The organism is Nocardioides sp. LHD-245 (assembly GCF_030929495.1).
Lineage (GTDB): Bacteria > Actinomycetota > Actinomycetes > Propionibacteriales > Nocardioidaceae > Nocardioides.
The window spans coordinates 41138-53465 of record NZ_JAVFWN010000012.1 but is presented as its reverse complement, the minus strand read 5'-3'; the positions used below and the strand labels follow the sequence as shown (position 1 = coordinate 53465).

Annotated in this window: 17 protein-coding genes and 1 tRNA gene; 4 read left to right on the top strand and 14 right to left on the bottom strand. The window is 72.1% G+C overall.

The window, feature by feature from the left end:
- A complete protein-coding gene (locus RB608_RS17990; RefSeq protein ID WP_308089422.1) occupies positions 1 to 168 on the bottom strand; it encodes a hypothetical protein in 168 nt (55 codons plus the stop codon).
- Positions 169 to 295: 127 nt separating this feature from the next.
- Here RB608_RS17990 and RB608_RS17985 point away from each other — a divergent pair, with 127 nt between their 5' ends.
- Positions 296 to 721, top strand: a complete 426-nt coding sequence (locus RB608_RS17985; protein WP_308089421.1) for an SRPBCC domain-containing protein — start codon at positions 296 to 298, stop codon at positions 719 to 721.
- A 235-nt stretch (positions 722 to 956) separates the two neighbouring features.
- Here RB608_RS17985 and RB608_RS17980 read toward each other — a convergent pair whose 3' ends face one another.
- From RB608_RS17980 to RB608_RS17945, 8 genes are all read right to left on the bottom strand, one after another.
- Positions 957 to 1979: a WYL domain-containing protein gene (locus RB608_RS17980; protein WP_308089420.1), complete on the bottom strand. Its 1023-nt coding sequence runs from the start codon at positions 1977 to 1979 to the stop codon at positions 957 to 959.
- Entirely contained in the window at positions 1976 to 2917 is a 942-nt protein-coding gene (locus tag RB608_RS17975) for a WYL domain-containing protein (protein ID WP_308089419.1), read from the bottom strand. The genes RB608_RS17980 and RB608_RS17975 overlap by 4 nt, the downstream gene beginning before the upstream one ends.
- Positions 2918 to 3016: 99 nt before the next feature.
- Entirely contained in the window at positions 3017 to 3340 is a 324-nt protein-coding gene (locus RB608_RS17970) for a co-chaperone GroES (protein ID WP_308089418.1), read from the bottom strand.
- A 29-nt stretch (positions 3341 to 3369) separates the two neighbouring features.
- Entirely contained in the window at positions 3370 to 3618 is a 249-nt protein-coding gene (locus tag RB608_RS17965) for a DUF3618 domain-containing protein (protein WP_308089417.1), read from the bottom strand.
- Complete coding sequence (locus RB608_RS17960) at positions 3615 to 4385, bottom strand: ABC transporter ATP-binding protein (protein ID WP_308089416.1); 771 nt, start codon at positions 4383 to 4385, stop codon at positions 3615 to 3617. The genes RB608_RS17965 and RB608_RS17960 overlap by 4 nt, the downstream gene beginning before the upstream one ends.
- On the bottom strand, positions 4382 to 5071 hold the full coding sequence (cbiQ, locus tag RB608_RS17955) for a cobalt ECF transporter T component CbiQ (protein ID WP_308089415.1): 690 nt from the start codon (positions 5069 to 5071) through the stop codon (positions 4382 to 4384). The genes RB608_RS17960 and cbiQ overlap by 4 nt, the downstream gene beginning before the upstream one ends.
- Positions 5072 to 5081: 10 nt before the next feature.
- On the bottom strand, positions 5082 to 5381 hold the full coding sequence (locus RB608_RS17950; RefSeq protein WP_308089414.1) for a PDGLE domain-containing protein: 300 nt from the start codon (positions 5379 to 5381) through the stop codon (positions 5082 to 5084).
- Positions 5378 to 6064: an energy-coupling factor ABC transporter permease gene (locus RB608_RS17945; RefSeq protein WP_308089413.1), complete on the bottom strand. Its 687-nt coding sequence runs from the start codon at positions 6062 to 6064 to the stop codon at positions 5378 to 5380. Before RB608_RS17945 ends, RB608_RS17950 begins: the two co-directional genes overlap by 4 nt.
- 139 nt (positions 6065 to 6203) lie before the next feature.
- On the opposite strand from RB608_RS17945, the gene bcp reads away from it, so the two are divergent.
- Both bcp and RB608_RS17935 read left to right on the top strand, forming a co-directional pair.
- Complete coding sequence (gene bcp / locus RB608_RS17940) at positions 6204 to 6698, top strand: thioredoxin-dependent thiol peroxidase (protein WP_308089412.1); 495 nt, start codon at positions 6204 to 6206, stop codon at positions 6696 to 6698.
- Between the two features lie 21 nt (positions 6699 to 6719).
- The gene (locus RB608_RS17935; protein ID WP_308089411.1) at positions 6720 to 7985 is read left to right on the top strand and encodes a hypothetical protein; all 1266 of its coding nucleotides are present in this window, start codon (positions 6720 to 6722) and stop codon (positions 7983 to 7985) included.
- A gap of 64 nt (positions 7986 to 8049) precedes the next feature.
- Here the strand turns inward: RB608_RS17935 and RB608_RS17930 are convergent, their stop codons facing one another.
- Complete coding sequence (locus RB608_RS17930) at positions 8050 to 9276, bottom strand: amidohydrolase (RefSeq protein ID WP_308089410.1); 1227 nt, start codon at positions 9274 to 9276, stop codon at positions 8050 to 8052.
- Between the two features lie 603 nt (positions 9277 to 9879).
- Between RB608_RS17930 and RB608_RS17925 the strand changes: the two genes are divergently transcribed.
- A tRNA-Leu gene (locus RB608_RS17925) sits at positions 9880 to 9964 on the top strand.
- Positions 9965 to 10135: 171 nt separating this feature from the next.
- On the opposite strand, the gene RB608_RS17920 is transcribed toward RB608_RS17925, so the two are convergent.
- The 4 genes from RB608_RS17920 to rph form a co-directional block, all read right to left on the bottom strand.
- Positions 10136 to 10720: a hypothetical protein gene (locus RB608_RS17920; protein ID WP_308089409.1), complete on the bottom strand. Its 585-nt coding sequence runs from the start codon at positions 10718 to 10720 to the stop codon at positions 10136 to 10138.
- A complete protein-coding gene (locus tag RB608_RS17915; protein ID WP_308089614.1) occupies positions 10717 to 10905 on the bottom strand; it encodes a sigma factor-like helix-turn-helix DNA-binding protein in 189 nt (62 codons plus the stop codon). Before RB608_RS17915 ends, RB608_RS17920 begins: the two co-directional genes overlap by 4 nt.
- Positions 10906 to 11000: 95 nt before the next feature.
- Complete coding sequence (gene rdgB / locus RB608_RS17910; RefSeq protein ID WP_308089408.1) at positions 11001 to 11615, bottom strand: RdgB/HAM1 family non-canonical purine NTP pyrophosphatase; 615 nt, start codon at positions 11613 to 11615, stop codon at positions 11001 to 11003.
- Positions 11612 to 12319 (bottom strand): ribonuclease PH, encoded by a 708-nt coding sequence (gene rph, locus RB608_RS17905; RefSeq protein ID WP_308089407.1) that lies wholly within the window; start codon positions 12317 to 12319, stop codon positions 11612 to 11614. Before rph ends, rdgB begins: the two co-directional genes overlap by 4 nt.
- Positions 12320 to 12328 lie beyond the last annotated feature (9 nt).

Genomic DNA, 12328 nt, shown 5'->3' with positions numbered 1-12328 from the left:
TCAGGCCTCGACCGCGAGGACCTGCTCGGCCGGGACCCACTGGGTCCGGACGTGGCCGTCGGCCTCGTAGGTGACCAGCGCGCGGGCCCCGTCGCGGTCCCATTTCAAGACGAGCCCCGGCACGGGCGGACCGTCGGCCGTGACCTGGACGTGGACCTGCTCGGACATGCGGGCTCCTGCGGTGCTGCGGGGTCGACCGACCCCCGTGGCAGCCCGCGTCCTGAGCCGCAGGCCCACCGTACTCGCACGGCGGGCCCCGCCGGATGCCGGGACCATGACCGGGTAACGACCGGGGATGGAGACATCGACGGCAAGCGCACGAGTGCAGGTCTCGGCCTCCCCCGCCCAGGTGTGGCGGGCACTGACCGAGCCCGAGCAGATCAAGTCCTACTTCTTCGGCGCCGAGGTGGACACGACCTGGGAGCCCGGGTCGCCGATCACCTGGCGCGGCGAGTACGACGGCCGCTCGTTCGAGGACAAGGGCGAAGTGCTGGAGGTCGCGCCCGAGCAGCTGCTCGTGGTCACCCACTACAGCCCGCTGACCGGCCGGCCGGACACCCCGGAGAACTACCACCGCGTGGCCTGGCGGCTCGAGGACGACGGCGACCATACGGACGTCACCGTCGAGCAGTCGCTCACCGGGGGCGAGGACGAGGCTCCCGCCCGCGAGAACTGGACCAACGTGCTGCGCCAGCTCAAGGAGCACGTCGAACGGGGCTGACCTCCCCCCTCGCGCCCACCGCCGCTTGTAACTAAGGGTTACAGCACGAAATTCGGTGCCACAACGCCCTGGTAGTGGCCACAACACCCTGGTAGATGCACGGGGACCGGCGCGAGCGCCGGCGTACGTCGATTCGCCGGAACCGACCCGACTACCCGGGCGTTCCGACCACTACCCGGGCGCTATTGCAGTGGATAAGGTGACGTAACCCTTAGTTACAAGACGCCGCGCGCCGTCACGCGGGGTGGGGGCCGGAGGTGTGGTGCTGGAGCAGCTCCCCGGCCAGCAGGACGCCGGCGCGGTCGAGCTCGGGCGGGTCGAGCACCGTCGCGGTCGGGCCGGCGGTGAGCAGCAGCCGGCCGATCCGGTCCTGGACCGGCGGGAGCAGCTCGAGGTCGACGACGACGTCCTGCTCGTCGTCCTCGACGAAGCTCACCTGCTCGGCATAGACGTCGGCCACCCAGCGCGACTCCTGCGGCAGCAGCACCCGCACCCGCGTCGTGGTCCGCTGCCGGGCCAGCAGGTCGTCGGCGTCGTCGGGTACGACGAACCTGCGGTCCAGCACCTCGACCGAGCGGATGTTGGAGATCAGGTAGGTCCGGATCCGGCCCCGGTCATCGACCGGACCGGCGTCCACCTCCCAGCCCCGCCGGGTCTGCACCAGGCGCCAGGGCTCGATCTCGCGCTCGGTGACGCCCGGCTCCCACGCCCGCGAGTAGACGATCCGGACCGTCCGGCCCTCGCCCTGGGCCCGGCGCAGCCGCGGCAGCAGGGCGTTCGGGGCGTGGGGGCCGTGCGCGGCAGCGCTCCCGGCCTCGTCGGCCGCCTCCCCCACGGCCTGACCGAACAGCGTCTCGGCCAGCACGTCGAGAGCCTCGGCGAGCTCGACGTTGTCGGGCTCGATCTCCAGCAGCGCCTGGCCGGCGGCATGGACGCGGCCCAGCTCGCCGGCGTCGACGTACTCGACGCCCAGGTCGATCGGGCTCTCCGCGACCAGCCGCACGACCTCGGCAGTCCCCGGGTCCTCGGTGTCGCCGTCGGCTCCCAGGAACTCCAGCACCTCGGGTCGTGAGAGCAGCCACTCGCCGCCGATGTCGGCGGTGTAGAACGCCAGCAGGTCCTGGCGCAGCTCGGCGACCGACGTGTCGAAGGCCGCGGCCAGGTCGCGCAGGGCGAGCCCGTCGGGGCTGGCGGCGAGTCGCGCGAACACCTCGGGGAGCCGGGCGATCCGGCTGACGTACTTCGGGACGTCGCTCACCGGTCGGCCCCCGCTCCGCGGGCGGCGGTCAGGAAGGCCACCAGGTCGGCCTGCGCCTCCGGGGGCCCGTCGATCCGCACCCGGTCGTCGAGCTCGACCAGCCGCGCGTGGAGGGCGGCACGATGGGTGACGCGGTAGCGCAGCAGCACATCGGCGCCGTCGGCCACGACCCCGAGCGGCTCGCCGAGCCAGCGGCGTACGTCGGGCGCGTAGCCGGCCGGTGCCCGCAGGGTCACCTCGACCGGCGGGTCGATCTCCCACGACATCGGGTGCAGCTCGGGGTGGCGCACCTGCGGCGGCACCTGGGCACTGTGCGCCTCTCCCGAGGCGACGTCGAGCATCCGGGAGACCACGAAGGTCTTGACGACCGGGTCGGCGAGGTCCCGGTCCTCGACGCCGCGGAGGTACCAGACGCCGTCCTGGCTGCGGACCGACTCGGGATGCACGACGCGTGGAGAGCCCTTGTAGCCGAAGCGCAGCACTCGCTGGTCGCGAACCGCGTCGACCACCGGGCCCAGCGCCTCCGGCACGGCCACCTGCACCGCGGCCGGGACCGTCCCCCCGGCGGTGACCGGCGCGTCGTCGTCGGTCAGGCCGAGCCGCTGGGCGAGATCGCCGCGGTCGGCGAGCAGCACCGCACGGCGCAGCGCCGCCTGCTGGCCGAGCGTGAGGCGCACCCGCAGGCGGTTGTCGACGGTCGTCATCCGGTAGACCGCCGGCGAGCCGGCGGGGGCGATGTTCTCGATCCGCCAGCCCTGCCGCTCGAGGTGCCTGATCTCGCGCTTGAGCTGGTCGTGGCCCGGGGAGGCCGGGAACCCGGCGACCCGGTCGAGCCGCGCGGCGCTCACGCCGCTCTGGGGGTAGGCCTGGAGCACGGCGGCGATGCGCACGAGCCGCTCCATCGGTCCGCGCTGGTCCCGTCCCGGCACCTTGGCCACCCCGGCTCCTCCCCACTCGTCCTGTGTGAGCCCGTGGGGATGACGCTACTTGCCGCGTACGACGACCGTCCGCATCAGGCCCCAGGCTCGGGCCGCTCGTCAGAGGTAGAGGCCCGCTGCCTCGTCGCCGAGACGCTCGGCGGCGACCGCGTGGATGTCACGCTCGCGCATGACGACGTACACGTCGCCGGAGACCTCCACCTCGGCCTTGTCGTCGGGGTCGTAGAGCACCTTGTCGCCGGTCACGACCGAGCGGCAGTGGGGGCCGACCGCGACCACGCGCGACCAGGCCAGGCGGCGGGCGCCCATCGCGGCGGTCGCGGGGATGACGATGCCGCCGGAGGACCGGCGCTCGCCGGCCTCGCTGTCGGCCTCGCACAGGATGCGGTCGTGCAGCATCTTGATGGGGGTCTTGTCGGACATGTGCGCGCTCACCCGCGGAACAGCGGGGCTCAGCGGGTGATCTTGCGCAGCACGGCGAACAGCGCGATCACACCGACGACGCCGCCGACGACCTTGAGGATGTTGTCGGTGCGCGGCTCCCCGGTGGCGGGGTCAACGAAGTGGGCCTTCGCCTGCGCCACCTCGCGACTGACGATCGTCTTGGGGTGCGAGCGGTAGAGCAGCTGGTCGATCGTGCCCGCAAGGCGCTCACGGGCCTCCTCGATCTCACGCTCGATGTCAGAGGGAGTCTCACTCACCGGGGCAGGCTATCAACCGAGACCGAGCGCGGGTCGAAACCCCAGGGCAGTTCCAACCGGTGGGCACGCATGAGGGCCTCGTCGGTCAGCACGTCGTACGTCCTCCCGTCGGCCACGACCCGGCCGTCGCTGAGCACCACCGAGCGAGGACACAGCTCCAGCGCGTAGGGCAGGTCGTGGGTGACCATCAGCAGAGTGACGTCGAGGCCACGCAGGATGTCGGCGAGCTCGCGGCGCGACGCGGGGTCGAGGTTGGAGCTCGGCTCGTCGAGCACCAGGATCTCCGGCTCCATGGCCAGCACGGTCGCCACCGCGACCCGACGGCGCTGACCGAACGAGAGGTGGTGGGGCGGCCGGTCGGCGAAGTCGGCCATGCCGACCCGGTCGAGCGCCTCCAGCACCCGCTGCTCGAGCGCGGCGCCCTTGAGACCGAGGTTGGCCGGCCCGAAGCCGACGTCGGCGCGGACCGAGCCCATGAACAGCTGGTCGTCGGGGTCCTGGAAGACCACGCCGACCCGGCGGCGGATCTCGAGCAGGTTCTTCTTGGTCACCGACAGGCCGCTGACCGCGACGCTGCCCTCGCCGTGCCCCGTCTCCCCGGACAGGATCCCGTTGAGATGCAGCACCAGCGTGGTCTTGCCGGCGCCGTTGGGCCCGAGCAGCGCGACCCGCTCGCCCTGGTGCACATGCAGGTCCACGCCGAAGAGCGCCTGGTGACCGTCGGGGTAGGCGAAGGCCAGGTCGCGGATGTCGAGGACGGGCGTCATCGTGCGTCTCCGGGCAACCGGCCGTCGTAGCCGCGGGACAGCATGGCGAGGTGCACCCGCTCCCCCCTCTCGTAGGACCGCACGAACAGCGCCCCGAGGGTACGCGCCAGCGCCGGCCAGTGCCGGGGCGACCGGGGGTCGACGCCGCGCGAGCGCATGGCGGTGAGCATCCGCCCGAGGTCACTGGTGACGACGTCGAGGTAGCGGATCATGAAGCTCATGATCTGCACGAGCAGGTCGGGCATCCGCAGCCGCTGCAGCCCGCGGAGCACGTCGGTCGGCTCGGTGGTCGCGGCGAGCGTCAACGACGCCAGCACACCCAGCGTGCCCTTGACGGCCAGGCCCCAGGCGGCCATCAGGCCGGACTCGGACAGCGAGAGCTCCCACCCGCCGAGAGGTACGGCGACGCGCGGGCCCTCGGCGACGAACGGCATCAGCGCGGCGAACAGCAGGAAGGGCACCTCCACGACCATCCGCGGCAGCAGGTAGGTCAGGGGGACCCGGGCGAGGAGCACCACGCCGAGCAGCAGGGCGAGATAGCCGCCGAAGATGGGGTACCACTCCCGGGGCGTGGCGACGATCGTCAGGACGAAGCCGAGCAGCAGCAGGATCTTCAGGTGTGCCGGTGCCCGGTGCACCACGGAGTGCCCGTGGAAGTGCAGTCGATGCCCGTGCCCCGCGCCCATGCCGGTCCCGTCACTCCTGCTGGCCGCGGCGGCGCAGCACCCAGAACAGGCCGCCGCCGATGAGGAGTGTCAGGCCGACCCCGGCCACCCCGGCGATGCCGCCGCTGAGCCGCTCGTCGTCGACGCCCTTGGTCCCGTAGTCGGCGAACGGGCTGCCGGTGTCGACCGGGTCCTTCGCGGAGTCGCTGAAGCCGGTCTTCCCCGCGACGTACTCGAGGCCGTCGGGGTGGCTGCTGGCGTAGTAGCTGCCGACGCCGGCGACGAGGAGGGCGACGAGCAGCCCGGCGAGCAGGAAGCGGCGGTTCCTCATGCCGTGACCTCCCCGGTGCGCAGGGAGGTGCGGCGGACCAGGCCCCGAGCGCCGTGGACCAGGTCCGGCCGCGACGCGATGACGGCGCTGACCACGAGCCCGGTCACGACCGCCTCCCCGATGCCGATGACGACGTGCCAGCCGACCATGGCGGCCAGCACCTTGCCGACGGACACGTCGGCGGTGCCGCCGATCGCGAACAGCAGGGTGAAGACGGTGGCCGCAGCGGGGACCGACACGAGGGCGCCGAGCGCGGCGGCCACCGGCACCGAGCCGAGCTTGCGCGGCAGCACGGCGAGCACGAGCCGGAACCCGGCGTACCCGACGAAGACGCCGACCAGGCCCATCAGGGTGATGTTGGTGCCGAGAGCCGTCAGGCCGCCGTCGGCCATGAAGAGGCCCTGGACCAGGAGGACGACGCTGATGCACAGCGCCCCGGTCCACGGTCCGACCAGGACGGCCGCCAGCGCGCCGCCGAGGAGGTGACCGCTGGTGCCGGCGCCCACGGGGAAGTTGATCATCTGCCCCGCGAAGACGAAGGCGGCCACGAGGCCCGCCATCGGGGCGGTGCGGTCGTCGAGCTCGGCGCGCGCCCTGCGCAGCGCGATGCCCACGCCGGCGGCGGCGACGACGCCCGTCGCGACCGAGGTCGGGGCGTCGAGGAAGCCGTCCGGGACGTGCATGGTTGCTCCTGTACTCCATCCGGTGTTCGGTCGTCGGCCACCGGGGTAGTTAGATGGTCACGAGCACTGACTCATTCTTCGGCCACTTTATTGCATCGCTGTTGCAACAGCATCTGCCCACCAGGAGAGTACGCATCCCATGAGCGACCAGGCCAGGCTGTCCGCCGGCGACCGTGCGCCGGACTTCTCCCTCGCGTCCGACCAGGACGGCGAGGTCGACCTCTACGACCTCCTGAAGCAGGGCCGGAAGGTGATCGTCTACTTCTATCCGGCGGCGATGACGCCGGGCTGCACCAAGCAGGCATGCGACTTCACCGACTCCCTCGACGCGCTGCAGGCGGCGGGCTACACCGTCGTCGGCATCTCGAAGGACACGACGACGAAGCTCGCCAAGTTCCGTGAGCGCGACGGCCTCACGATCACCCTGCTCTCCGACCCCGACCTCGCCGTCCACCGGGCCTATGGCGCCTACGGCGAGAAGAAGCTCTACGGCAAGGTCGTCGAGGGCGTCATCCGCTCGACCTTCGTCGTCGACACCGACGGCGCCGTCGAGCTCGCGCAGTACAACGTCAAGGCGACCGGACACGTGGCCAAGCTCCGCAAGGACCTCGGCCTGCCCGTCCCGCCTGCCTGAACCGGATCTGAAGGACACCCGATGAAGCTGCACCAGTCCCTCGCCGAGCTCGCCCGCGACCACGGCTCGGCGCTGTTCCGCGACGCCGCCGCCTTCCGCGGCTCCCTCGACGACTACCTCGACGAGGGCCAGGCCTCCGGCGGCACGATCAACCTGCTCACCGACGCGGTGCGGCTGGGTGCCCTCGACGCCCTCGTCTCGATGCTCGACAGCGGAGCCAACGCCGCCGACGCGGTCGAGTCCGCGGGCCAGCGCCTGGCCCGCGACCGCGGCAGCGCCGACGTCCGCGGCTGCCAGTGGGCGGTGGCGGTGCTCGGCTTCGCCCTGGGCCGGGTGCCCGAGTCCCTCGTCGCCGGCCTGGATCCCGACGCGGGCACGTCCGCTCCTCCGGGACACGGCCCCGGGGGCACCGCGCCGACCCAGCCGCCGCTCACGTCCCCGGCATCGCCCCCGATGACCTCACCGATGACCTCGCCGGTCACGTCCCCGCAGCAGCCGGTCATGGCGCAGCGACCCGCGCCGCCGTACGCCACGCCGGGTGCTCCGACGCCGCCGCCCCCTCCGCCCGGGGCGTGGTCGCAGCCGACGCCGCCGAAGAGGTCCAACACCGGCCTCGTCGTCGCCGCCATCGCCGTGGCCCTCGTGATCGTCGTCGCCGCCATCATCGGCATCATCGCGATCACCGGTCGCGACGACGACAAGTCGGCCGACGACCCGGCGACGCAGACGACCGACCCGACCGATTCCACGGACCCGACCGACTCCACCGACGAGCCCACCGACGAGCCCACCGACGACGAGAGCGGCCCGTCCGACCTCGGCGGGCCGAGCGTGACCGGCACCGGCTACGAGGCGCACCTGCCGAAGGGCTGGGTCGACGGCACCGACGAGTTCACCGCACAGAGCCCCGACGCGACCACCCTCGACCGGGTCTTCCTCTGGGGCGCGACCTTCAAGGCCGCGCGGGCCAACGTGATCGTCGAGATCCAGTCGGCGTACGGCAGCTCCGACCCGGCAGACATCGCGGACGACTGGCGGAGTGCGCTGACCGCCGGCGACGACACGGCGTTCACGACCGACATCGACGACACCACCATCGACGGGCAGACCGCGCTCGGCGTCGACATCAGCCGCACCAACGACAACGACGTCGACGTCGCCCAACGGTCCTACCTGGTGATCTCCGGCGACACGGCGTACTCGATCACCGTCTCGCTCAAGGACGGCGATGACGACGTGCTCGACAGGTTCACCGAGATCCTCGGCGCCTGGCAGTGGACCGAGTGAGCTGAGCTGAGGGGTCGGCGGGCGTGCTGCTGCTGACCACCATCGGCGCGGTCCAGCGGTCCGCTCAGGCCAGCCAGGAGCGGGCCGCGGCGACCAGCGCGGCCACGCCGGACTCGAGCGTCGGGCCCGCGAGCGGGGCGTAGCGCGGCGAGTGGTTCGACGGCAGTCCGTCGACCACGCGGCGGATCTCGTCGACCGAGGTGGCGCTCGCGAAGAGCGCCGGGTCGGCGCCGCCGAGGAGCCAGTACGCGCAGGGGGCACCCGCCGCGTCGGCCAGGATGCCGACGTCCTCGCTGCCGGTGACCGGGCCGGGATCGACGACGACCCAGCGCCCCTCCGCCGCGAAGGCCTCGCGGACGCGGTCGCAGGCGGCGGCGTCGTTGACCACCGCCGGGAAGGTGTTGAGGGTCTCGATCTCCGGCTCCCGCGGCGCGCCGGCCGCGGCGGCCTCGCCCCTTACGATCCGCTCGACGGCGGCGAGCACCCGCGTGCGCACGTCGGCGTCCGTGGTCCGGATGCTCAGGCCGAGCACGGCCCGGTCGGGGATGACGTTGGCGACCGTGCCCGCGTGGAAGGAGCCGACGGTGAGTACGACGGTCTCGGTGGCCGCCACCTCCCGCGAGACGACGGTCTGCAGCCGCTGCACCACCGACGCGCCCAGCACCACCGGGTCGACGGTCGTCTCGGGTCGCGACCCGTGGCCACCCGTGCCGTGGAGGGTGATCCGCAGTGCGTCGGACGCCGCGAACGCCGGGCCGGAACGAACGCCGAGCACCCCGACCGGCACCGGCGCCACGTGCTGGCCGAGCACCACGTCCGGCGTACCGAACCGCACGAAGAGGCCGTCGTCGACCATCGCCTGCGCCCCGCCGCCGCCCTCCTCGTCGGGCTGGAAAACCAGCAGCAGCCGGCCCTGCCAGCGGGGGTCCGCGGCGAGCCTCGCCGCGGCACCGAGCAGGCAGGTCGTGTGCACGTCGTGGCCGCAGGCGTGCATCACCGGCGACTCGGTGCCGTCGGCACCGATCGCCGTGGCCTCGCTGGCATACGGCAGTCCGGTAGCCTCCTGCACCGGCAAGGCGTCCATGTCGGCCCGCAGCAGCACCGTGGGCCCCTCCCGGCGGGTGAGCGTCCCGACGACCCCCGTGCCGCCCACGCCCTGCGCCACGTCGTACCCGAGGCTGCGCAGGTGCTCAGCCACGACGCCGGCGGTGCGGTGCTCCTGGCGGCCGAGCTCGGGGTGACGGTGCAGGTCCTCGTAGATGGCGACCAGCTCGTCGAGGGTGGCAGGCATGGCCACATCCTTCCGCTGCCGACCAGCCACAGCAATGGCGTGCACGACGTTGCGTCGGACCTCGGGAGCAGCATCGATCTCATGACGCGACGCACGTACACCAAAGAGCTCCTCGAGCCGATCGTCGCCGGATCGACGTCGATCGCAGATGTGTTGCGGAACCTCGGGCTGAGGCAGGACGGCGGCAGCCACACACATCTCAGCCGAACGATCAAACGGCTCGAGATCGACACGTCCCACTTCCGCCCCTACGCGACTCGTCGTGCACCACGGCGCCGGAGCCCGGGTCAGATCCTCGTCCGTCAGCCTCCCGACTACCGACGAGAGAAGCCGATGCTCCTGAAGCGTGCGCTGCTTGAGACCGGCCGCGCGTACCGGTGCGCCGCTTGCGGCAACGACGGCACTGGCGCGGTGAGCCACTCACCCTTGACGTGGACCACATCGATGGAGACTTCCTCAACAACCTGCCCGGCCACGTCCGCTTCCTCTGCCCCAACTGCCATCGGCAGACACCCAACTTCGCAGGTCGGGGCAAGGGGCGGTTCACGATCGACCGCCGTGATCAGGGCCGCGCTCCGGCGCTCTAGACTCGTGCCCGCTCACGCCGGAGTGGTGGAACTGGCAGACACGCGGCACTTAGGATGCCGTGCCTTCGGGTGTGCGGGTTCGAGTCCCGCCTTCGGCACCAACGAGTCAACTCGGAGGGTGGGCCACGTCCCTGGTGGTGGGTCGACTGGCCGCGAGATGTCGGTCGGCCAGGGTCGGATCTTGTCGGTCCCACGACAGCGGATCTCTTGCACGGGCGGACCACGCCGCATTGCACTCTCTGGCGGTGCGGTTCCCGCCGGCAGAAACCCGGCTACTCCGGGTCCAAGGCCGTCACCTCAAGCGGACCGCTGAGGGTCTTCAGGCAGCCGAAGGGATCGCTGATGGTTGCGACGTCTGCCGCCGACACAGTGACGTACCCGCCCGAGCCGCGAACGACGCTGCCGAAGTCGACGGTCCCGGCATTGGGGAACTCGACGCCCGCGCCGTCGGGAGCAAGACGCGCCCCGTGAGAAGCGAGCAGCAACCGCCCGTCGACCGTGACGCAGCCGTTCGCGTTCACATCGAGGCGCCCTTCGACCAGGGCTTGGAGGGTGCCCTCCGACGGCGGAGCCACCAGCAGACCTACCGTTGGAGCGGCGAGAGCCGCCGCGTCGGGTTCGTTGGCTGAGGGAGAGTTGCTCGGGGCGATGCTCGCGAAGAGAGCGATCGTGGCGCACAGCAGCGCAACCGAGGCGGCTGCGGCGACCGCAATCCTGCGGCCCCGGCGTCGACGATCGCCGGGCTCTGGCTCACCGCGTCCCTCGACGGGCGGGCCGCCGCGGTACGGAGGCGTCGCCTGGCCCACGTTCTGGTACATCCCTCGCAGTCCGCCTTCGAGGTCGTCTGTCGGGATCATTCGGCCGTCTCCTTGCTCGATTCGTGACTGCGTCGCAATGCTGCGAGCGCGCGTGAGGCCGTGGCCCGCACCGTGACCGCTCGGATGCCGAGGATGTCCGCGATGTCGTCGGCCAGCTCCTCGAAGTAGCGCAGCGCCAATACCGCTCGCTGGCGGGTCGGCAACTGCCGAACCTGTCGCCACAGCGCATCCTGGAGCAGAACGCTGTCCAGGTCCTGCGCCGCACGTTCGTCGACGCTCTCCGCGGGTTCCCGCGTTAGGTCGGCTGGAGCACCCCTGGTCAGGCCAGCAGGTCGGCGACCAGCGGCGCGACCTCGCGCAGCGCCCGCCCGCGGTGGGAGATGGCGTCCTTGTCCTCGCGGGACAGCTCGGCGGTGGTGAGGCCGGGGTGGTCGTCGGCGACGAAGAGGACGTCGTAGCCGAAGCCGCCGCTCCCCCGCACCTCACGGATCACCCGGCCGCCCATCCGGCCCTCGACGACCAGCTCGCGGCCGTCGGGGTGGACAACGGCGACGGCGCAGGTGAAGTGGGCCGTACGGCGCTCGTCGGGGACGTCGTGCAGCTGGGCGAGGAGCAGCTCGTTGTTGCGGTCGTCACTCTTCGGCGGGCCGGACCAGCGGGCCGACAGGACGCCGGGCATGCCGTTGAGAGCGTCGACGCACAGGCCGGAGTCGTCGGCGAGGGTGGGCAGGCCGGTGGCGGCGACGCCGGCACGGGCCTTGAGCAGGGCGTTCCCCTCGAAGGTGGACTGGTCCTCGACCGGCTCGTCGAACGGCGTGACGTCATCGAGGCCGACCACCTCGACCACGCCCGTCTGCTCGGTCAGATGCTCGGCGAGGATCCGGCGCATCTCCTCGAGCTTCTTGGCGTTGCGGGACGCGACGAGCACCTTCACGAGCGCAGCGACTCCTGCTGCAGGCGGGTGAGGTCGGCGCACCCCTTCTCGGCGAGCGCCAGGAGGGCGTCGAGCTCGGCGCGGTCGAAGGCGGCTCCCTCGGCCGTGCCCTGGACCTCGACGAACTTGCCGTCGCCGGTCATCACGACGTTCATGTCGGTCTCGGCCCGCACGTCCTCGACGTAGGGCAGGTCGAGGCGCGGCACGCCGTCGATGATGCCGACGCTCACGGCGGCCACCGAGCCGGTGAGCGCGCCGGGGACACCGAGCTTCGCGCAGGCGTCGGCGAGGGCGACGTACGCGCCGGTGATGGCCGCGGTCCGGGTGCCGCCGTCGGCCTGGAGCACGTCGCAGTCGATCTGGATCGTGTTCTCCCGCAGCGCCTTGTCGTCGATGATCGCGCGCAGGGAGCGGCCGATCAGGCGGCTGATCTCGTGGGTGCGGCCGCCGATCCGCCCCTTGACCGACTCACGGTCCGAGCGGGTGTTGGTGGAGGCGGGGAGCATGGCGTACTCGGCCGTCACCCAGCCGAGGCCGGAGCCCTTGCGCCACCGCGGCACCCCCTCCGACGCGGAGGCCGCGCACAGCACACGCGTCCTGCCGAACTCGACCAGGACCGAACCGGCCGGGTGGTCGAGCCAGTTGCGGGTGATCTTGATCGGGCGCAGCTCGTCGTCGGCGCGGCCGTCCTCACGGGTGCTCATGCGCCCAAC